Origin of the sequence: Bacillus sp. AR8-1, from assembly GCF_008042345.1 — a bacterium.
Classification (GTDB): Bacteria; Bacillota; Bacilli; order Bacillales; family Bacillaceae_G; genus Bacillus_A; species Bacillus_A cereus.
This window is the reverse complement of sequence record NZ_QNUB01000013.1, coordinates 42823-63188: the sequence shown is the minus strand read 5'-3', so window position 1 is coordinate 63188 and position 20366 is coordinate 42823. Positions and strand designations below refer to the sequence as shown.

Here is a 20366-nt window from a genome sequence, read left to right as displayed (position 1 = left end):
ACCTCGCTAACTGCGAGGTTATTTTTTATTTCCAAACAAGATTAGGAAATCGCCATAGCCTTCTTTCTCTAATTCCTCTTTTGGAATAAATCGAAGAGCTGCGGAATTAATACAGTAACGAAGGCCATTTGGTCCTGGACCGTCTGGAAATACGTGCCCAAGATGTGAGTCTCCTTCTTTACTTCTCACTTCTGTACGTGTCATATTATGACTCACATCCATCTTTTCTTTCACACTTGCTGACATAACTGGTTTTGTAAAACTAGGCCATCCACATCCACTATCAAATTTGTCTAGAGAAGTAAACAGCGGCTCACCTGAAACGATGTCTACATAAAGACCTTCCTCTTTATGGTTCCAATACTCATTTCGAAATGGTGGTTCTGTACCATTTTCCTGTGTTACATAAAACTGCATCTCATTGAGTTTTTCTTTTAAATGAGCATTATCCTTTGGCCAATGTTGCTTAATAAAAGCATCTCGTCCTGAGCCTTTACGATATAACTCATAGCGGAATGTGTTTTTCTTATGATACCCTTGGTGATATTCTTCAGCTGGATAAAATGTAGCTGCTGGTAATATTTTTGTCGCAATTGGTTTTGAAAAGCGTCCACTCTGCTCAAGCTCTTCTTTTGAGGCCTCAGCTTTTTTATGTTGTTCTTCATTATGATAAAAAATCACCGTTTCATAAGACTGCCCGCGGTCGTGGAATTGTCCCCCAATATCAGTCGGATCAATTTGTCTCCAATATATATTTAACAATTCCTCATACGGCATTTTATTTGCATCAAATGTAATTTGTACTGCTTCATAATGTCCTGTTGTTTCTGAGCACACTTCTTTATACGTTGGGTCCTCTTTATGACCGCCTGTATAACCTGAAACAACCTGTATAATTCCCTCCATCTCTTCAAATGGAGAAACCATACACCAGAAACACCCTCCAGCAAATGTAGCCAATTCTACCTTTTCATTTACAGCCATTACTTCACCCCTATTCTATATTCTCCTTACAGTATGGCATAAGAAACATAATGTTATAAAAGAAAAAGCATCGAACATCGATGCTTTTTCTCTACTCCACTTTATTTTGTTCCAACATCCTTCTCAATTTCATCACTTGTCACGTCTAAAACATCTAGTAAGAAAATGAAGATTGGAATACCGATAATCAGTCCCCATACACCTAAGAAGTGCTCTGAGAAAATTAATACCATAAAAGTATAGAAAATCGGTAAATTTGTTTTTTGCGACATAAACTTCGGATTTAATACGTAACTTTCAAGCGCATGAATCACTGTTACGATAACTAAAATATAAACAACGTACATAATACCGCCAATATTGTAAGCAATCATACAAAGTGGGAATAACGAAATGATAACCCCCGCTACTGGAATTAATCCAAGCAAGAAAATCATTAATGCTAAACCTAATAATTGCGGGAATCCTAATATCCATAGTGCAATCACGGATAAAACACAGTTAACAACTGCAATTAAAAATTGTGCTTCGATTACTTTTCCGAATGAACGTGCAAATTTCTTACCGAAGTACTCAATTTCAGTATAGAAAATTGCAAGCCTGCTTTCTTTAAACTTTGCAGTAAAACCAACAATACGAGATTTTTCTAGTAAGAAAAACAAACTCAAAATTAAAGAAAGTAAAACTTGAAGACCAAATTTACCAACATTCGTAATTGATTTATACAAAATGTCTACGCCTTGTCCTACATATTTAGAAAGCTCCATATGATTGACAGCATTAACTGCATACTTAATTAGTTCACTATCTGGTGGGTTTCTTAAAAATACATTGAATTGGTAAATCAATTGTGAAATTTGTATCGTTAATACTGGTAAATATTTAAATAGCGTAATAGCAATTCCACCAATTAACATTACATATAGAAATGCTATAATAATTTTTCGATTAATAGGCATGAAATGATCTAATTTGCGGGAAATAAACTTTTGGAATCGATCCATTAAATACGTGAGAATAAACGTAATTAATATTAAATTCAACATACTTTGCAGCCCGTATAACACGAGAGCAAGTATTACTAATACGAGTAACCTCTGAAATCCTTTGCTTTGAAACAGGTTTTTTATTTGCATAATCGACGAATACTCTCTCCTGTCCTATAAACTAAAACGTTAATAAGTAGATTTCTCTCTCTTTTCTACTTTTAATTATTCATTCATATTAAGATTTTTATAAACTCATTATATGCCTACCTTAACAGGTATATAGTAGCTTACTTCTTATTTTACAATACAATGACCTAATTCAAAACGTATTCTACATAGTATTAATGAAGATTTAAGGAAACTTACATTTTTTTAAATAGGTCTTACCACTACTGTAACATAAAAAGCAAGCTATCAGTAGAAATCTGTCCTACAAATAGCTTGCTTTTCTTATTTTTTAAGTAAGTTTTACTATCCAATGAATGGCATGAACATCGGGATGACAACTACTGTTACAACCCCAACTACCGTTACAGCGATACTTGCCATCGCTGCCTCTACCTCACCCATTTCAATTCCTACTGCAACTCCTAGTGCATGGCCCGCTGTTCCAAGTGCTAAACCTTTTGCAATCGGATGTTTCACTCTAAATGTTTTTAAGAATAATGCTCCTAATGCGTATACGATAACTGCGTTGAAAATAACCGCAAACGATGTAATTGCAGGAATACCACCGATACTTTCTGAAATTGGTAACGCAATTGCTGTTGTTGCTGCTTGTGGTAGCATTGAATTCATTACTGCTGTATCTAAACCGATTGCTTTTGCAACAATGAACACGACAATTACTGAACAAATAGATCCAACCACGATAGCTGATAAAATTTGCCACCAATATTTTTTCAACTTATCAACTTGTTTATATAGTGGGATAGCGAATGCAATTGTTGCTGGCTCTAAGAAGAAACTAATCATTTTTCCACCAGTATTATATTCTTCAAAAGTAAAGTTACCTACCTTTAGAAAGACAATCCCTAATACCATCGCTACGAATAATGGTGTAAATAGGAAGAACCCTTTTGAATGCTTGAATAATAATGTTCCGATTCCGTATGCGATTAATGAAACGACGATTCCGAAATATGGAGTCATTGTGCTTGCCATGTTCATTACCTCCTAACAATATATAAATTCAATGGTTACGCAACCTTTCCTTGCTTGCGTCCTTTATTTACTACTTTCAATTCTTTTGTATCTTCTGTTTCTTTTTCATCTTTTCCTAAAATAAATTGTGCAAATAATCCTGTTACAGCGAGTAAAATAACTGTTGCTACAACAATTACAGTTAAAATTTGTACAAAGTATTGCCCCATTACGCCAAGAGAATTAATAACTGAAATACCTGATGGGACGAAAAGGAATCCGATAATACCGGTTAAAGCTGTTCCAAGTGATTCAACTTGCTCCAATTTAATTACTTTTAAACATAATAGACTAAATAAAATAACTAACCCGATTACCGATGAAGGCATTGGAATTGGTAAATGCGTTGCAATAATATTTGAAATTAACATAATAGCTGAGAATATAAATGCTTGTGATAAGAAACTATATACTTTTTTCGTACTCATTTTGGCCACCTCTTTCGATTTGGTACCTTTATTGTATAGGATATAAACACCAAAGTAAGCGTTTACATAACGGAACGTCAAATATACAGAATCAGTTACAAATATAAAAGGATGAAATACAAAAGCTGCTTCTTAAATACGAAGCAGCTTCTTGAGTTCTTTTGCATATGTACGGCTAACAGGTACTTTCGATCCTTCTTTCATGATTAAATTATAAGTAGAATTGAACCATGGCTGAATTTCAGTAATATGATTAATATTCGCAATAAAGCTACGATGGATGCGCATGAAGCTTGCTTGTGGTAACTTCTTCTCTAAAATTACAAGTGTATCATGTGTTACATACGTTTCCCTCATTGTTTTTACTGTTACTTTCCCATCTACAAGCCCTACATATATAATGTCTTCAATATTCACAAGTACGATTGATTCTTCAATTGGTAATGCTAATTTATGCATCTCTGCTGCTACATCTGTCCCCTTTATTTCGTGCTTCGTTTCTATTTGCGCTTGTTTTTGTTTTTTATACTTCTTTAATGTTTGCACAATACGTTCTTCATCAAATGGTTTTAAAATGTAGTCTAACGCATCTACTTCAAATGCTTGCAGCGCATATTGATCATAGGCAGTAGCAAATACAATTGCAGGTGGATTTTTCATCTTCTTTAATATATTCGCGATTTCAAATCCGTTATCATCGGATAATTGAATATCTAAAAACACAATATCTGGTCTACTTTGCATTAGTTCTTCTAATGCGTCTTCCACACAATCAGCCTCACCAACTATCTCAACTTCTTTCGTTCTCTCTAATAAATACTTTAGTTCATCACGTGCTAACATTTCATCGTCAACTACTAATACTTTTAACACCCGGCTCTTCCTCCCCTACTTTTTTTGGAATAATAAAGGTAATCTCCGTCCCTTTATTTAATTCACTTTCGATATGAAGCATCGTTTCTTTCCCAAATAACCCAATAAGACGTTCATTAATATTATATAAAGCTGTTCCAGTCCCTTTCTTTGATGAAACTACCATCTTTCCTAATTGTTCTAAACGTTCTTCCTCAATTCCCTGTCCATTATCTTTTACTTCAAAGTGAACCATACCCTCTTTTTCAAAAACATGCACTTCCACTTCGCATATTGGTTGCTTCTTCGGAAAAGCATGTCGCAGTGCATTTTCAACCAATAGTTGAAGAACAAATGGTGGTACTAAAGTTGTCTTTAGCTCATCCTCAATATACATCTTTACCTCATACTTATTTGGGAACCTTGCTTGTTCTAGTGATAAGTATGCCTGTACGTGGTTTAATTCTTGCTCTAGTGGAATCAATAACTGACGTGCCCCTTGCAAATTACAACGAAAATACACGCTCAGCTGTAATAGTAACTTCCTTGCTTTTTCTACATCTGTTCGGCATAAAGCTGATACTGTATTAATCGCATTAAATAAAAAGTGCGGGTTAATTTGCGCTTGTAATGCTTTTATCTCCGCATCTTGAAGTAATTTACTTTGCAACTCAGCTTCTCCTAACTCTAACTGCGTGGAGAATATCTTTGCTAACCCTTCTGCTAATTCTTCTTCAACGCGACTTAACTGGTTAGAATTTTTGAAATACAGTTTTAATGTACCTATCGTATTTCCATGTGAAGTTAGTGGAATAACAATAGCGGCTTGTAAGGGACAGCTTTCATGTTGGCAATTAATAACCTCACGTGATTTCGCCTTCATTATTTGCCCTGTATGTAAAACCTCTTTTGATAAACCAGTTATTAAACTATGTGAAGGAATATGGTGATCTGATGCTAATCCAACGTGCGATAATATTTTCTCTGTATCTGTTAAAGATACCGCATCCGTTCCTGTAAAGCGGTGAATAATTTGTGCCACATGCTTACACGATTCTTCTGTTAAACCTTGACGAAAATACGGTAACGTTTTATCAGCAATACGCAATACTTTATGAGTCTGAAGTGCTTTTGCATTCTCCTCCTGACGCAAAATAGCTTGTATCATAGAAAGTAAAATAAAACTTCCAAAACTATTTACAAGAATCATCGGTATCGCTATTGTTTTCACAACGCTAATTCCATCCTCTATAATTAATAAAATCATAACCATTTCTAAAGATACGATAAAAACACTTAAAACTGCTGAAAACTTAGGAGTAATTGTACGATTATATTTTTTGAAAATATATCCGATATAACCAGTTATAATCCCCGCTAAAATAGAAGAGATTGCGCAGCTTAGCGCTGTCGTACCACCAAGCATATAACGATGAATACCAGCAATAAACCCTACTCCAACCCCTACGATAGGGCCACCAAGTAAGCCACTAATACCAACACCCATAATACGCGTATTCGCAATTGTACTTGACGAAGAAACACCTTGTAACCAATTTTCATTCATAATCGTATTTCCTGCTATTTCAATCCCAGTGTAATTGCTTACAATTGTAAATACCGAAAAAATACAAATAAGCTTAAGCTTATCTACATAGCCATCCTGTTTATGAAGGAGACGTCTGAAAGTTTTAATATGAGAGAGTAAAAATCCTAAAATAACTATAAGTCCGACTCGTTCAATCATCATGAGTACTAAATTTAGCATCTTTGATTCATTCCTTTTTATTTAGTTAGTTTTATTATGGGAAAATAATGAAGTCGGCGTCAAGAAGAACGAAATATTTTTTGAAATATTTTACACATAATAACTTCCTCTTTATTTGACAATACAATAGAAGAGTGCTAAAAATAAAGTAATATAATACAGTCCTTTAACCCAACCCCGTGAGGTTGAGAAGGAAGTCGGAATACAATATACGTATGTTCTTTTTTGGGGATACGTATGCTTTTTTGGCCTTCTCATCATATCAGGTGAGAAGGCCTTTTGTTATTCTTCCATAGCGACTGTAGAAAATAAGGAGGAGTAATAATGAACGTCACTACTGATGTACAACAAATAACAGAGGAGACGAAAGCGAAAAGATATAAAACATTATTTGGTTCTGCGCTAGGATATGCAGCAGAAGGTTTAGATATGTTGCTATTATCTTTCGTACTTGTCTATATTTTAAAAGAGTTTCACTTAAGTCCTGTTGAAGGTGGAAACTTAACATTAGCTACCACAATAGGGATGTTAATTGGTTCTTATTTATTTGGATTTATTGCTGATTTATTTGGACGTATTCGTACAATGGCCTTCACAATCTTACTGTTTTCACTAGCAACCGCACTCATTTATTTCGCAACAGACTACTGGCAATTATTAATTCTTCGCTTTTTAGTTGGAATGGGAGTTGGTGGTGAATTCGGAATCGGAATGGCCATTGTAACAGAAACATGGTCTAAAGAAATGCGCGCTAAAGCGACATCTGTTGTTGCACTTGGATGGCAATTTGGTGTACTGGTTGCTTCACTCCTTCCAGCATTTATTGTCCCGCATTTTGGATGGAGAGCCGTTTTCTTATTTGGATTAATTCCAGCTTTACTAGCTGTCTATGTCCGTAAAAGTTTAAGTGAACCGAAAATATGGGAGCAAAAACAACGCTACAAAAAAGAACTATTGCAAAAAGAAGCTGCAGGTAAATTAACACCTACTGAAGCAGAACAACTAAAACATATAAAAAAATTCCCACTTCGAAAGTTATTTGCCAGTAAAAAAGTAACAATCACAACAATCGGTCTTATTATTATGTCATTTATCCAGAACTTCGGATATTACGGAATCTTCACATGGATGCCAACTATTTTAGCAAATAAATATAACTATACATTAGCAAAAGCAAGTGGCTGGATGTTCATTTCTACCATCGGTATGCTAATTGGAATTGCAACCTTTGGTATTCTAGCTGATAAAATTGGTCGTCGTAAAACTTTTGCAATTTATTATATTGGCGGTACAGTATACTGCCTCATTTACTTCTTCTTATTCACAGATTCAACATTATTATTATGGGGAAGTGCATTGCTTGGATTCTTTGCAAATGGAATGATGGGAGGATTTGGGGCAATTTTAGCTGAAAACTATCCTGCTGAAGCTCGCTCTACCGCAGAAAACTTTATTTTCGGTACAGGACGTGGATTAGCTGGATTTGGGCCTGTTATCATCGGCTTACTCGCTACAGGTGGCAACCTACTTGGAGCATTGTCCCTGATTTTTATCATCTACCCAATCGGGTTAATTACAATGCTACTATGTGTACCAGAAACAAAGGGAAAAGTATTAGATTAAACGTAAAAGAGGAAGCATCTCATTTAAGATGCTTCCTCTTTTACGTTTTTATTTATTTTGATTTACTAGCCTTCTGAAATAAGAATGCAGTTTTATCTTCTTCTTTTACAATACCTTGTTTTAATGCTAATTCTCCCGCAACTTTAGGCGCTAACCATAGCATCGGGAATAACAAAATTGATACCGGAACTGCCGTCACTACGATAAACGATTGTAGCGCATTAATACTTCCTTCACCCATATATAAAAGAATTGCTGCAACTGCTCCCATAATAAGCGACCAAAAAATTCGCAAACTAATTCTAGGATCTCCGTCTCCAGTCACTGCCATTGAAATGGAATACGCCATTGAATCTCCTGTTGTCACTACAAATAAAATTGTTAATAAAAGAAATGCTGGTCCAATAATATTAGAAAGTGGCAATTGTCCTGTAATTGCAATCATAGCTGCCGGCATACCAGATTCACTTAATGCATCCGAGATAGAACCAGGATTCATTAACTCATAAAACACACCTGATCCACCTAATATAGTAAACCAAAACGTTGTAATAATAGGTGCGATAATTCCAATTGCAACGATGATTTCTCGAATCGTTCTCCCTCTTGAAATTCGACTCACTAAAATTGCCATCATTGGTCCGTATCCAATAAACCATCCCCAGAAAAAGATTGTCCAAGATCCTAACCAACTTGTATCACCACGGTATGTGCTCATCGGTATAAACTCACTTACATAAAATCCAAACGAAGAAACAAACGAATCAATAATAAATCCACCTGGCCCAAATAGTAATATGAATGCCATTAACAAAATTGCTAATCTAACATTTAAATTACTTATAATTTGAATCCCTTTATCAATACCTGTTACTGCCGATATGGTAGACACGGCCACTACACAAACAATAATTGCTAATTGAGTAGTAAATACATCAGAAATTCCAAATAATTCTTGTAACCCATAACTTGCTTGTAAACCTAAAAATCCAATTGGGCCAATTGTACCTGCAGCTACTGCAATAATTGCAGCTGCATCAATTATCGTTCCAAGCAGGCTCTTTCTTAATTTTTCCCCAAAAATAGGATATAAAAGCGTTCGAGGTTTTAGCGGCATACCTTTATGATAATGTCCATACATCATAACTACCGCACTAATTGTACCTAAAATCGTCCATGCTAAAAATCCCCAATGCATATAACTTTGTGCTAAAGCAGGCATAACTGCTTCTTTCGTTCCAGCAGATATACCATCATGTATTGGTGGCACCGTCATCAAATGGTACATTGGCTCTGCTGCTGCCCAAAAAACGCCACCTCCGGCAAGTAATGTAGACATAATAATAGCAAGCCATTTTGCCGTACTAATCTCAGGTTTTTCTAATCCCCCAAGTTTAACTCTCCCATATTTGGAGAACGCCATACACATCGCAACAATAAATGTACCTAATAATAAAACTTGCCAGAAGGCACCAAAATATTTAATTGAAAAAGCGAAACTGTTATTAATCGCACTCTCTACATAATCCTTGTTCAAAAAAACTGCAATTACAAATAATAAAAGTGAACCACCGCTAATAATAAACACAGGCCAATCAGTTTTTCGACTCTTCATCCTCATTTACACTTCCTCCTTCCTCAGCAATCTAAAAAAACAACTTTATTATGTTTTATTGTTTAAACCCAAAACACAATAATTATATATGCATAACATTTTATCGACTTCCCACATACTTATGTTGTCCCTAAAAATATGCCAAATCCCTTATTAAAAAGAAAAAATCTCTTTCTCTTACATAAAAAAGCAAAACAAAAGACCTTATATTTCTATAAGGTCTTCGAAACAGAAATTTGATTATAACATAAGGAACTCCTTGGTTCAAAAATCCTCTTCCAAAAATAACCGAGAGTAAAGGCTTCCATTTGCTACATAACAGTAATTAAAAAAATATATTTTGCAGAAAAAAACTGCACTAAATATTATTTATGAAAGAAATTTGGCTTCAAAATTTCATTCGGATACGGTTTATGATAAATATGAGTGGTAGCTGGAGATAATGGTGGAATAAGCCACACCCAATTACCCGTTACAACACGACCACAAGCAGCTTCTTGCTTCTCAAATTGCTGAAATTGTTGTGCAGCAGTATGATGATCAACAATACTAACTCCTTGTTTTTTAAAAGAGTGTAGTACGGCAATATTCAACTCAATTAGCGCCTTATCCTTCCATAACGTACCGTTTCTCGATGTATCTAAATCCATCATCTCCGCAACAGCCGGAAGTAAATTATAACGATCATGATCCGCTAAGTTGCGCGCCCCAATTTCTGTTCCCATATACCATCCATTGAACGGAGCGGCTGTATAAGAAATACCGCCAATTTCTAAGCGCATATCTGAAATCATTGGAACCCCATACCATTTTGCTCCAAGTGATGAAATAGGGTATTCTGGGTGTTCAATTGGCACTTCTTTTACTTCTTTCCTCGGAATTTCTTTATATGTAGGCGCCTTCCCGTTTATAGAAAATACAAGTGGCAATACATCGAAATTCGTACCTTCTCCTTGCCAGCCAAGCTCCTGACAAAAGTCCGTAAATGTAGCGGAATGCGAGTCACCGATCACTCCCATTTCAGTTTTATATCCTGCATATCGAATCAATTGGTGATTATAAATTCGTATATTATTTTCCTCACCTTGATATTGCTTAAAAATCGTAATGGTTGGTTTAACTTTTCCATCGTTCGTTGCATATTTAATATGATGAATTAATGCATTATATACACCCTCTTCATCATTTACTTCGCGCGCATCTAATATGTGCATCTTACTCCAAAATAGTCTTCCAATACATCTATTACTGTTACGCCATGCCATTCGTGAACCATGAACAAGTTCTTCAAATGTATGCTCATATGTCCCTGTCTTCTCTATCTCAATTTGAATTTCTTTTATACGTTCTTCTATCAATTGTTCTTTATGAAGCTCCTTATAACAAATCGTAATAAAATTACTTGCTTCCTCTATTAATTGTTTCGTTTTACTCATAAACAATCTCCTTCTATTTCAACAAAACCTTGCTACTTTACAGTATAAGCAAAAAGGATAGGAGTCACAAATGAAATTGAGAGTGTTACTTTTATTGTAATATTTTTCAGAAAATTAACAGACTTACTATTGACTTATATGGAAAATGGGTGTATTTTTGACTCAGGTAAAGTATTTTTACCTAGACCAACTTTTTTTTAAATAGAAAGGAGGTAATGTTATGTCTTCATTTCAATTGCCAAAGCTTTCATATGACTATGATGAACTAGAGCCACATATCGATAGCAATACACTTTCCATTCATCATGGAAAGCACCATGCGACATACGTAAACAATTTAAATGCTACTTTAGAAAATTATACTGAATTACATAATAAATCTTTAGAAGAATTGCTATGTAATTTAGATGCTTTACCGAAGGAAATTGTTACAGCTGTAAGAAATAACGGTGGTGGTCACTATTGTCATAGTCTTTTTTGGGAAGTGATGAGCCCACGAGGTGGCGGTGAGCCTAATGGAGACGTTGCAAAAGTAATTGATTATTATTTCAATACCTTTGACAACTTAAAAGATCAACTTTCCAAAGCAGCTATTAGTCGTTTTGGAAGTGGCTATGGATGGCTTGTTCTTGACGGTGAGGAACTCTCTGTTATGAGTACACCAAATCAAGATACGCCTTTGCAAGAAGGGAAAATCCCCTTACTCGTAATTGATGTATGGGAACATGCTTATTATTTAAAGTATCAAAATCGGCGCCCAGAGTTTGTTACCAATTGGTGGCATACAGTAAACTGGGACCAAGTAAACGAGAAGTATTTACAAGCAATTCAATCACAAAAACATTAGTCGTATGTATAAGGTAAATTTGGTAATGTAAAATCAGTATTGTCGAAATCCTCCAGAATCCCCCGGATTGCCACCGGGGGATTTATGATTACTTCATTGTATTTATATAATGTTTTAAAACATTTTTTATTTCTAGTTTCAGCTCTCGGAACAAAAATCCAAATTTACGAGCCTTTCCATTATGTAACGTACAGTTAGTTACCTCATTATAAGGAGCTATATTTTCTCCAGCTTCCTGGATGAGTGCTTTTATTCCCGTCTTCTCTTCTATGAAATGAATAATTTCTTCCGTAGAAACTACCCCGTTACTACAGGCGTTAATTGGTCCTTTCACATTTTCCATTCCGCACCAAGCTAGAAACTCTCCTGCCTCTTTTTCATGTATAAATGACAAAGTTCCATCTACATGATCCACAACGATAGGTTTTTGGTTCACAACACATTCAACGTAAAATTGTAACCTTTTCGTATAGTCATTTTCTCCAATAACAACTGGAAAACGCACTGCAACGACTGGGAATGTTGCATATTGAAATAAAACCGCTTCGGCTAATCGCTTTCCTTCACTATAATTAAAATCATTTCTATCTCCATATGTAATTGCATATTCGTATGGATTGAAGTCCTCTTCTAACAAACTTAATGCAGGTTCATAGACAGCCATTGAAGATGTCATAATATACTTCTTCGTTTTTCCTTTCAAAACTTCACATACCATTTTCGCTGCATTTGAACTATAGCATAAATTATCGTATACAATATCATAACTTTTTCCTTCTAGACGCTCTTCTAGTAGCTTTCTATCTTTTCTATCGACAATTATTCTTTTTACTGCGCTACCAAAAGAATCTTCAGTAACTCCCCTTGTGGCAATTGTTACATCGTGTCCAGCTTGCAAAAGGTACTCTACTAAATGTTTACCAAAAAACCTTGTTCCTCCTAGCACCAACACTTTCTTCAATTTCATCATCCCCATTTTCATGATTTATGAGATACCACCTCTTTTATTATAAAACGCTAATATATAAAAAAACATGAAATCAGTTTAACGATTCCATGCTTTTATGCAGATCATATATTAACGTACTCGATATTTATAAATACAATAACAGAAGTACAAAATAGAAATTACTGATACATAAACCCATAGTTCATATACGAATCCCTCTCCCCATACTCCCATAAAATAAAATAGTGAAGGTAAAGTCAATGTTACCCATGATTGTACGAAGGCAATCCTTCCAAGATATTGATTGATGTTCTTCTTTTGTGTATTTAATACAAAGAATAAATACCAAAGTAATGCCCACATAAACCACGTTAATGCATTAACAACATCATGGAATTGAACAAATGAAACAACCATATAGAATAAAGCAATAATTGCTACCCAAATACAAAACCATCCTAGACCACTACTATCCATTCCTTTTATAAAAGTAACACCTACATATAAATAAGTTAATCCAAATAAGAAAGTAGCCGCATATGAATACACTGTCCAATTGCTTTGGTCAGAAATCATGATCAAATAAAACGGAATAATAATTTGTAGTGCACCCACAAATAAATTAAAAACACCCGCACTTTTCATCTCTGCTTTCCCTAATATAACAAGACTATTTAAAAATAAAGCTGCCCCTGAAAGTAATAATCCTATATAACCCATATATATTCGTGTGAAAATCTTTACCTTTCACACTTTTAACCTCCCCACACTATAAAGTGATACTGATATTATTTTTCTTCCCATTTAAAACTACATACATAATTTTTCATCTGAATAAGTCAGACCTCCTACCTTAAAAAGGAGCGAACTTAAAACGCTTTCAATAATAAATAATCCTATCAAAACATGAACTAGGATTCCTTGATTATAAACGGACTCTAGCAATGATACAAGTGTTGGAATACTTTTCAATAATACGCTTTCAATTTCTATAAAAAATTAATAAAATAATACATTCCTCTATCTCATTCTACTACCTTCTAGCATAAGATATTGTAAAATCATATCATTTTAAGAAAGGTTTGATATTTATGCCTCTTCATTATCCAAATCATTCCGTTTTTCACTCTACAGGTGTGTTAACAAGAGAGCCTGCAACTATTTCAGCAGTCGTAAACATTGTAAATTTAGATGCATATTACGCTCACTATGTAAATATAGAAGTGTGGGATTGGTCTAATTATTCTAATCCTGTAAAGTTACCTGTATTAATTGGTGAAAATGTAGAAGTAGAATTCCCATATGTTTTACAAGGCAATCATCTCGCAGTCTTTTATGCTAATTTAGATGAGACTGTTGATTTGTATGAAATACGTATTTCTTATCCCGCTCACTCCAATATTATTGCAAATTGTTTCGGGCGAAGTCTCCCACCATATACAAGTCAAGAGGGAAACACAGTATATCACAAACAACTTGTTCGAATTCATTAATTCCTCCTATTATGTAATAGGTGGTGGTCCGTAATACATTCTTTCTTATAAGAAAATTGTATTACGGACCTAAAACGCGATAGTACCCCTTAGCAGTTTTTGATTGTTTCAAACCCTCAATTTTGTATAAGGAATAGGCTTGATTCAAAACCTTTAATTTCTTTTAATAAATTTACATATGCTCGCTGAAATTGCTCTTGTGTTGCTGGATGATCATAAGTGAAGCTTTAATTAGTGGGGGGTTTTACGGGCAGTTGATCCCCCATCTATATCCTTTCCGATAATTTGCCTTATTTATAACAATACCTCTGTAGCACTTTTCAATCTTCATTCACTTACTACTAGGCTATATTAAATACAATTTCGTTCTAAAACGAGAAATAGAACGCATACTTAATAATCAATACCTTTACTTACATTGAAAATATTGATTCCTACATGTGTTGCCAGCCAAATATTCCTATAAAATAGCGAACGTTCTTTTCTAGGTTCGCTAATAAACTTAATAGAAAATGAATATAAAAAATGACCTCTTGCTTTTATGCAAAGGTCATTTTTTTATTCATCATTAAACTTCTAAATAGCCATTTTTATTATTTGATTGCCATTTCCAAGAATCTGCACACATCTCTTCTAATCCGCGTGTTGCCTCCCAGCCTAATTCACGCTTCGCTTTAGATGCATCAGCAAAACACACTGCCACGTCACCTGGGCGACGCTCTGTAATTTTATAAGGAACTTTCTTGCCCGAAACTTTTTCAAACGCTTTAACCATCTCTAGTACACTATAGCCCATGCCTGTGCCTAGGTTATAAGCATCTACTCCTGTTGTATTCAGTACTTTCTCAAGCGCCTTTACGTGACCATTTGCTAAGTCCACAACATGAATGTAATCACGGACTCCCGTTCCATCTTTCGTTGGATAGTCATTTCCGAATACACTTAATTCTTTTAACTTACCTACTGCTACTTGCGTTACATATGGCATTAAGTTATTTGGAATTCCATTTGGATCTTCTCCAATACGCCCACTCTCGTGTGCACCAAATGGATTGAAATAACGAAGTAACGCGATACTCCATTCTGTATCTGCAAATGCTACATCACGCATAATTTGCTCAATCATTAATTTCGTTTGACCATATGGATTTGTTGCACTTAATGGAAACTCCTCCGTAATCGGTGACGTTTCCGGGATACCATATACAGTTGCAGATGAACTAAAGATCATCTTCTTTACATTATGTTTCTGCATTACTTCACATAGCACTAACGTGCTTGTAATGTTGTTATGATAATATGTTAATGGAATCGCTACTGACTCCCCTACAGCTTTAAATCCTGCAAAGTGAATAACTGCTTCAATTGCATTTTCTTCAAAAATTGCGTCAAGCGCTTCGCGATTTAAAACATCTTCTTTATAAAACTTAAATTGTTTTCCTGTTATTTCTTTCACTCGATTTATAGATTCTACCGAGCTATTCGAAAGGTTATCCACTACTATAACTTCGTAACCGCTATTTAGTAATTCTACACATGTATGACTACCAATATATCCTGCTCCACCTGTTACAAGTATTGCCATAATTATAGTCCTCCATATTTCATTCATTATAAACTTCTCAAAGTATATCACATATTTCTTATCCTATGTTTAACATGCGAACACAGAAACTTACATTTTATCCCATAATAATTTTATAACATATATGATTCTAATCAGGTAATAAAAAAACGCCACATAATTTTTATTATGTGGCGTTTTTTTATTAAATTACGTAACAATATACACTTAGAAAATGCGCAAGACTACCTAATAATACAAAAACATGAAAAATTTCATGATGCCCCATATATTTAAACTCTAACCATTTTGGCTTTGTTCCATAAATAAATCCACCAATTGTATAAAAAATGCCTCCAAGTACTAAGAAAATAATGCCTCCTGTACTTAAATTTTCAGCTAACGGTGCAAAGAATAAAACAATTAACCAACCCATCGTAATATAAATTGCTGTCGATAACCACCTTGGACAATTAAACCAAAACATCTTAAATACAATGCCACAAATCGCAGTTGCATAAACTAAACAAAATAATAGTAAACCACTTGCTGAATTTAATGTAATTAAGCAAAAGGGTGCATATGTACCTGCAATTAATATAAAAATCATAGAATGATCTAGCTTCCTAAAGAAGTAAATAACACGTTCATTGGCCACAACACTATGATACACAGCTGATGCCGTATAAAGGACCATCATTCCAATACCAAACAAAATAACAGCTGTAATTGCAGCAAATGATGGCATATTAATAGAAACTTTCACAAGCATAGCTAATAAGGCAATAAATGATAATATCGCTCCACCTAAGTGAGTAAATGCGTTAACTGGTTCCCTTACATAAGCATTCATAATAACACCCCTCATATAATTACATGTAGTTTTAATAACTACATGTAATTATATACACATTTCTTTTTAAGGTCAACATTTACAATTCATTTGTTTCGTAATACCATATTTAAAGATATATTAAACATTAAGTTCCACTAAGTTATAAAAGTGAGGGATTTTACGTGGAAAATATAAATGAATTACTTGAGACATTACATTTAGAAAAAAATATTAAACTTGAGGATATTCCAAATGTTGACTTATATGTAGACCAAGTTGTCCAACTATTTGAGAATACTTATGCAGATACAACAAGAACTGACGATGAAAAAGTATTAACAAAAACGATGATTAATAATTACGCAAAAGGGAAACTATTTATCCCTATCAAAAATAAAAAGTATTCAAAAGAGCATATGATTTTAATTAGCCTAATTTACCAATTAAAGGGCGCACTCTCCATTAACGATATAAAAAGTTCATTAGAAAATATAAATGACTCCTTATTAAACGATGATTCATTCGAATTAAATGCGGTATATAAAAATTATCTTGCTCTTACTGAAAGCAATGTCGAAAGCTTTAAACAAGACGTAAATAAACGTGTTACAGAAGTAAATGAGATTTCTTCCTTAGAAGATACAAAGCTAGAAAAATTTCTACTACTAACATCCTTTGTGACTATGAGTAATATGTATAGACGTTTAGCAGAGCAACTAGTTGATGATTTGAAAAAATCATAAATAAAAAACTATCCACCTATTAAAGTGGATAGTTTTTTATTTACTTAATTGCCTCATGCACTTTTAATTGTTTCCCTTTAATCGTTGTAGTCTTCATGACTTTCAAGACAAGTGGTCCTTTTCCATTTAATATTTCAACGTAAGAAACGTTATCTTGTATCGTAATAATGCCTATATCTTCTGCTGTAACACCTTTAATTTTAGCAATTGTACCGACGAAATCTACCGCTCTAATTTTCTTTTTCTTTCCGCCATTAAAGTACAGCTTCATAATGCCTTTGTTTATGTCAGCATTTTTATCTTTCTTTATAATTGGTTTAGCATGTATCTTTTCTTCAAATGCAGCTTTCTCTTTCATAACTTCTTCTTTTGAAGGTCCAATTGCCTTTGGAATTTCAAAACCAATATAATCCTCAATCTCTTCTAAAAATCTATTTTCATATGGTGTTATAAATGTAATAGCTTTTCCACTATTTCCAGCTCGTCCCGTTCTCCCAGTACGATGTACATAGCTTTCTTTTTCAAGTGGAATATCATAATTAATAACATGTGTAATATTATCAATATCGATTCCTCTCGCAGCCACGTCTGTTGCTACTAAATAACGGAATTTCCCTTTTCTAAAATCATCCATGACTTCAAAACGATCTTCTTGTACCATACCACCATGTATTTTGTCGCAAGGATAGTTAGCTCGTTTTAACTGTCTATATACATGATCTACATTTTCTTGTGTACGACAGAAAATAATACAACTATCAGGATTCTCAATCGTTGTTACATCTTTAAGTAGTGAAAGCTTCTCGTCTTCTATCACCTCAAAAAGAGTATGTTCAATTTTATCCGTTGTAATCCCGGCCGCTTTAATTTCAATATGAATTGGTGAATTCATATATGTACGAGATAATTTTTCAACATCTTCTGGAAGTGTTGCTGAAAATAACATTGTCATTCTTTTTGTAGGTAATTCATCAATAATTGCCTCTACTTGATCGATAAAGCCCATATTTAGCATCTCATCTGCTTCATCAATAACTAAATACTTCAAACACTCTAAAGAAAGGGTACCCTTTTCAATATGATCCAACACACGACCAGGAGTCCCAACTACAATATGTGTCTTTTGCTTTAATTCTAATTTTTGACGTGCAAATGGAGATTTCCCATAAACTGCCGCAGCCTTAATCCTTTTGAATCGACCTATATTCGTAATATCTTCTTTTACCTGTACCGCAAGCTCTCTCGTTGGTGTTAAAACTAATGCTTGTGGTTTATTCTCTTCCCACTCCACCATTTCACAAAGTGGAATACCAAATGAAGCTGTTTTTCCACTTCCAGTCTGGGACTTCACAACAAGATCCTTCTTTTGTAATGCGACTGGAATAACCTCACCTTGTACTTCTGTTGGATGATCATATCCTAACCCAGTAAGTGCCCTTACAATTTCCTTACTTAATTTATAATCAGAAAAACTTTTTTTACTCATATATTAACCTCATTTTATTCTGTATTATTTTCTTTTTTATCTTTTGTATACGTTACTATCACCCTACTTATTATACTTGAAACCTCACATAAAAAGGTGGATCATGCCAGATTCATCTTTTTATATAGAAATAAACCTTATCATTTCATATATTGTTCAACTAATTGATAACATCTTTTGCTCGTATTGTTAGCATTAACCCTTTCATAGTACCCTCGCCCTACCAAAAAATAAAAAGAATACATACAACCTTGTGTAATTATCTCAATTTTTCAACCTTTTCCATAGACGAACAATACAATTGAAAAAACGTTTTAAATTCGTTTTTAACGTTGTTTTTCAGATATAAAATCTACTTTTTCAAAAAATGTTAAGAAATCCTTTGACTTCTTAATAAAAATAATGTAAATTATCCTATGGACGAACATTTTTGATTAATAAAAATAAAATATTCGTATTTTAGGGGTGTAAATGATGGAAAACGTATTCGACTATGAAGATATTCAATTAATTCCTGCAAAATGTATTGTAAATAGCCGCTCTGAATGTGATACAACTGTCACTTTAGGAAAACATAAATTTAAATTACCTGTCGTGCCTGCAAATATGCAAACGATTATTGATGAAAGAATCGCAACTTATTTAGCTGAAAACAATTACTTCTATATCATGCATCGTTTCCAACCAGAGAAACGAATCTCATTCATTAGAGATATGCAATCACGTGGATTAATCGCTTCTATCAGCGTTGGTGTAAAAGAGGACGAATATGAATTCGTACAACAATTAGCTGCTGAGCAACTTACACCTGAATATATCACGATTGATATCGCACACGGTCATTCTAATGCTGTGATCAACATGATTCAACATATTAAAAAACATTTACCAGAGAGCTTCGTTATCGCTGGAAACGTTGGAACTCCAGAAGCGGTAAGAGAATTAGAAAATGCTGGTGCTGATGCAACAAAAGTTGGTATTGGACCTGGTAAAGTTTGTATTACTAAAATTAAAACAGGCTTCGGAACTGGTGGTTGGCAGCTAGCTGCACTTCGCTGGTGTGCAAAAGCTGCAAGTAAGCCAATTATCGCTGATGGTGGTATTCGTACACACGGCGACGTAGCTAAATCTATTCGATTTGGGGCAACTATGGTAATGATCGGTTCTCTATTCGCTGGTCACGAAGAGTCTCCAGGGGAAACTATCGAAAGAGATGGCAAACTTTATAAAGAATACTTCGGTTCTGCTTCTGAATTCCAAAAGGGTGAGAAGAAAAACGTTGAAGGTAAGAAAATGTTCGTTGAGCATAAAGGTTCTTTAGAAGATACGTTAATCGAAATGGAACAAGATCTTCAATCTTCTATCTCTTACGCTGGTGGAACAAAACTAGATGCTATTCGTACTGTAGATTATGTTGTCGTGAAAAACTCGATTTTCAATGGTGACAAAGTATATTAATTCTTAAATTTAAAAAGAAGGAGAAGCATTTCTATGCTTCTCCTTCTTTTTCATATATAAAAATGTAAAATATTTTTATTTTACTGAATTTTC

Annotated in this window: 18 protein-coding genes; 5 read left to right on the top strand and 13 right to left on the bottom strand. The window is 34.2% G+C overall.

Translation table 11 applies throughout. The annotated features are described in order from the left end of the window. Nucleotides 1-18: 18 nt before the first annotated feature. The 6 genes from msrB to lytS all read right to left on the bottom strand — a co-directional run bounded on the left by msrB (nucleotide 19) and on the right by lytS (nucleotide 6224). A complete protein-coding gene (gene msrB / locus DN400_RS08325) occupies nucleotides 19-984 on the bottom strand; it encodes a peptide-methionine (R)-S-oxide reductase MsrB (RefSeq protein WP_000290179.1) in 966 nt (321 codons plus the stop codon). Nucleotides 985-1085: 101 nt separating this feature from the next. After that, complete coding sequence (locus tag DN400_RS08320) at nucleotides 1086-2120, bottom strand: AI-2E family transporter (protein ID WP_001166009.1); 1035 nt, start codon at nucleotides 2118-2120, stop codon at nucleotides 1086-1088. 324 nt (nucleotides 2121-2444) lie between these two features. Beyond that, the gene (lrgB, locus tag DN400_RS08315) at nucleotides 2445-3137 is read right to left on the bottom strand and encodes an antiholin-like protein LrgB (RefSeq protein WP_000168869.1); all 693 of its coding nucleotides are present in this window, start codon (nucleotides 3135-3137) and stop codon (nucleotides 2445-2447) included. Nucleotides 3138-3172: 35 nt separating this feature from the next. Continuing rightward, nucleotides 3173-3604 carry an antiholin-like murein hydrolase modulator LrgA gene (gene lrgA, locus DN400_RS08310; protein WP_147801628.1) on the bottom strand — a complete coding sequence of 144 codons (432 nt, stop codon included), beginning with the start codon at nucleotides 3602-3604 and terminating at the stop codon, nucleotides 3173-3175. 132 nt (nucleotides 3605-3736) lie between these two features. Next, nucleotides 3737-4477: a LytR/AlgR family response regulator transcription factor gene (locus DN400_RS08305; RefSeq protein WP_000921848.1), complete on the bottom strand. Its 741-nt coding sequence runs from the start codon at nucleotides 4475-4477 to the stop codon at nucleotides 3737-3739. Continuing rightward, nucleotides 4455-6224 (bottom strand): two-component system sensor histidine kinase LytS, encoded by a 1770-nt coding sequence (gene lytS, locus DN400_RS08300; protein WP_065229625.1) that lies wholly within the window; start codon nucleotides 6222-6224, stop codon nucleotides 4455-4457. Before lytS ends, DN400_RS08305 begins: the two co-directional genes overlap by 23 nt. Before the next feature lie 324 nt (nucleotides 6225-6548). Here lytS and DN400_RS08295 point away from each other — a divergent pair, with 324 nt between their 5' ends. Further along, complete coding sequence (locus DN400_RS08295; protein WP_016513283.1) at nucleotides 6549-7847, top strand: MFS transporter; 1299 nt, start codon at nucleotides 6549-6551, stop codon at nucleotides 7845-7847. 52 nt (nucleotides 7848-7899) lie between these two features. Here DN400_RS08295 and DN400_RS08290 read toward each other — a convergent pair whose 3' ends face one another. Next, nucleotides 7900-9468 (bottom strand): BCCT family transporter, encoded by a 1569-nt coding sequence (locus DN400_RS08290; protein WP_001242450.1) that lies wholly within the window; start codon nucleotides 9466-9468, stop codon nucleotides 7900-7902. Between the two features lie 359 nt (nucleotides 9469-9827). Then, nucleotides 9828-10898, bottom strand: coding sequence for a nitric oxide synthase oxygenase (locus DN400_RS08285; protein ID WP_000047620.1), 1071 nt, complete (start codon nucleotides 10896-10898; stop codon nucleotides 9828-9830). A 220-nt stretch (nucleotides 10899-11118) separates the two neighbouring features. On the opposite strand from DN400_RS08285, the gene sodA reads away from it, so the two are divergent. Then, nucleotides 11119-11745, top strand: coding sequence for a superoxide dismutase [Mn] (sodA, locus tag DN400_RS08275; RefSeq protein ID WP_000094037.1), 627 nt, complete (start codon nucleotides 11119-11121; stop codon nucleotides 11743-11745). Nucleotides 11746-11833: 88 nt separating this feature from the next. Here sodA and DN400_RS08270 read toward each other — a convergent pair whose 3' ends face one another. Both DN400_RS08270 and DN400_RS08265 read right to left on the bottom strand, forming a co-directional pair. Further along, on the bottom strand, nucleotides 11834-12727 hold the full coding sequence (locus DN400_RS08270; protein ID WP_043924732.1) for an NAD-dependent epimerase/dehydratase family protein: 894 nt from the start codon (nucleotides 12725-12727) through the stop codon (nucleotides 11834-11836). A gap of 96 nt (nucleotides 12728-12823) precedes the next feature. After that, on the bottom strand, nucleotides 12824-13414 hold the full coding sequence (locus tag DN400_RS08265; RefSeq protein ID WP_000540540.1) for an AmiS/UreI family transporter: 591 nt from the start codon (nucleotides 13412-13414) through the stop codon (nucleotides 12824-12826). Between the two features lie 371 nt (nucleotides 13415-13785). Between DN400_RS08265 and DN400_RS08255 the strand changes: the two genes are divergently transcribed. Beyond that, nucleotides 13786-14187: a hypothetical protein gene (locus DN400_RS08255; RefSeq protein WP_016079559.1), complete on the top strand. Its 402-nt coding sequence runs from the start codon at nucleotides 13786-13788 to the stop codon at nucleotides 14185-14187. Between the two features lie 568 nt (nucleotides 14188-14755). Here the strand turns inward: DN400_RS08255 and galE are convergent. Beyond that, nucleotides 14756-15772 carry a UDP-glucose 4-epimerase GalE gene (gene galE / locus DN400_RS08250; RefSeq protein WP_065229627.1) on the bottom strand — a complete coding sequence of 339 codons (1017 nt, stop codon included), beginning with the start codon at nucleotides 15770-15772 and terminating at the stop codon, nucleotides 14756-14758. 184 nt (nucleotides 15773-15956) lie between these two features. After that, on the bottom strand, nucleotides 15957-16604 hold the full coding sequence (gene trhA / locus DN400_RS08245; protein ID WP_065229628.1) for a PAQR family membrane homeostasis protein TrhA: 648 nt from the start codon (nucleotides 16602-16604) through the stop codon (nucleotides 15957-15959). A 164-nt stretch (nucleotides 16605-16768) separates the two neighbouring features. On the opposite strand from trhA, the gene DN400_RS08240 reads away from it, so the two are divergent. Continuing rightward, complete coding sequence (locus DN400_RS08240; RefSeq protein WP_000427876.1) at nucleotides 16769-17329, top strand: DUF1836 domain-containing protein; 561 nt, start codon at nucleotides 16769-16771, stop codon at nucleotides 17327-17329. 40 nt (nucleotides 17330-17369) lie between these two features. Here DN400_RS08240 and DN400_RS08235 read toward each other — a convergent pair whose 3' ends face one another. Continuing rightward, the gene (locus DN400_RS08235) at nucleotides 17370-18815 is read right to left on the bottom strand and encodes a DEAD/DEAH box helicase (protein WP_016079555.1); all 1446 of its coding nucleotides are present in this window, start codon (nucleotides 18813-18815) and stop codon (nucleotides 17370-17372) included. Between the two features lie 474 nt (nucleotides 18816-19289). Here DN400_RS08235 and guaC point away from each other — a divergent pair, with 474 nt between their 5' ends. After that, nucleotides 19290-20273 carry a GMP reductase gene (gene guaC, locus DN400_RS08230; RefSeq protein WP_000432447.1) on the top strand — a complete coding sequence of 328 codons (984 nt, stop codon included), beginning with the start codon at nucleotides 19290-19292 and terminating at the stop codon, nucleotides 20271-20273. Nucleotides 20274-20366: the final 93 nt, after the last annotated feature.

What these genes read in the sequence shown, in the direction of transcription:
- msrB (WP_000290179.1), bottom strand. Translation starts at nt 984, where the DNA reads ATGGCTGTAAATGAAAAGGTAGAATTGGCTACATTTGCTGGAGGGTGT.
- DN400_RS08320 (WP_001166009.1), bottom strand. Translation starts at nt 2,120, where the DNA reads ATGCAAATAAAAAACCTGTTTCAAAGCAAAGGATTTCAGAGGTTACTC.
- lrgB (WP_000168869.1), bottom strand. Translation starts at nt 3,137, where the DNA reads ATGGCAAGCACAATGACTCCATATTTCGGAATCGTCGTTTCATTAATC.
- lrgA (WP_147801628.1), bottom strand. Translation starts at nt 3,604, where the DNA reads ATGAGTACGAAAAAAGTATATAGTTTCTTATCACAAGCATTTATATTC.
- lytS (WP_065229625.1), bottom strand. Translation starts at nt 6,224, where the DNA reads ATGCTAAATTTAGTACTCATGATGATTGAACGAGTCGGACTTATAGTT.
- DN400_RS08295 (WP_016513283.1), top strand. Translation starts at nt 6,549, where the DNA reads ATGAACGTCACTACTGATGTACAACAAATAACAGAGGAGACGAAAGCG.
- DN400_RS08290 (WP_001242450.1), bottom strand. Translation starts at nt 9,468, where the DNA reads ATGAGGATGAAGAGTCGAAAAACTGATTGGCCTGTGTTTATTATTAGC.
- DN400_RS08285 (WP_000047620.1), bottom strand. Translation starts at nt 10,898, where the DNA reads ATGAGTAAAACGAAACAATTAATAGAGGAAGCAAGTAATTTTATTACG.
- sodA (WP_000094037.1), top strand. Translation starts at nt 11,119, where the DNA reads ATGTCTTCATTTCAATTGCCAAAGCTTTCATATGACTATGATGAACTA.
- DN400_RS08270 (WP_043924732.1), bottom strand. Translation starts at nt 12,727, where the DNA reads ATGAAAATGGGGATGATGAAATTGAAGAAAGTGTTGGTGCTAGGAGGA.
- DN400_RS08265 (WP_000540540.1), bottom strand. Translation starts at nt 13,414, where the DNA reads ATGGGTTATATAGGATTATTACTTTCAGGGGCAGCTTTATTTTTAAAT.
- DN400_RS08255 (WP_016079559.1), top strand. Translation starts at nt 13,786, where the DNA reads ATGCCTCTTCATTATCCAAATCATTCCGTTTTTCACTCTACAGGTGTG.
- galE (WP_065229627.1), bottom strand. Translation starts at nt 15,772, where the DNA reads ATGGCAATACTTGTAACAGGTGGAGCAGGATATATTGGTAGTCATACA.
- trhA (WP_065229628.1), bottom strand. Translation starts at nt 16,604, where the DNA reads ATGAATGCTTATGTAAGGGAACCAGTTAACGCATTTACTCACTTAGGT.
- DN400_RS08235 (WP_016079555.1), bottom strand. Translation starts at nt 18,815, where the DNA reads ATGAGTAAAAAAAGTTTTTCTGATTATAAATTAAGTAAGGAAATTGTA.
- guaC (WP_000432447.1), top strand. Translation starts at nt 19,290, where the DNA reads ATGGAAAACGTATTCGACTATGAAGATATTCAATTAATTCCTGCAAAA.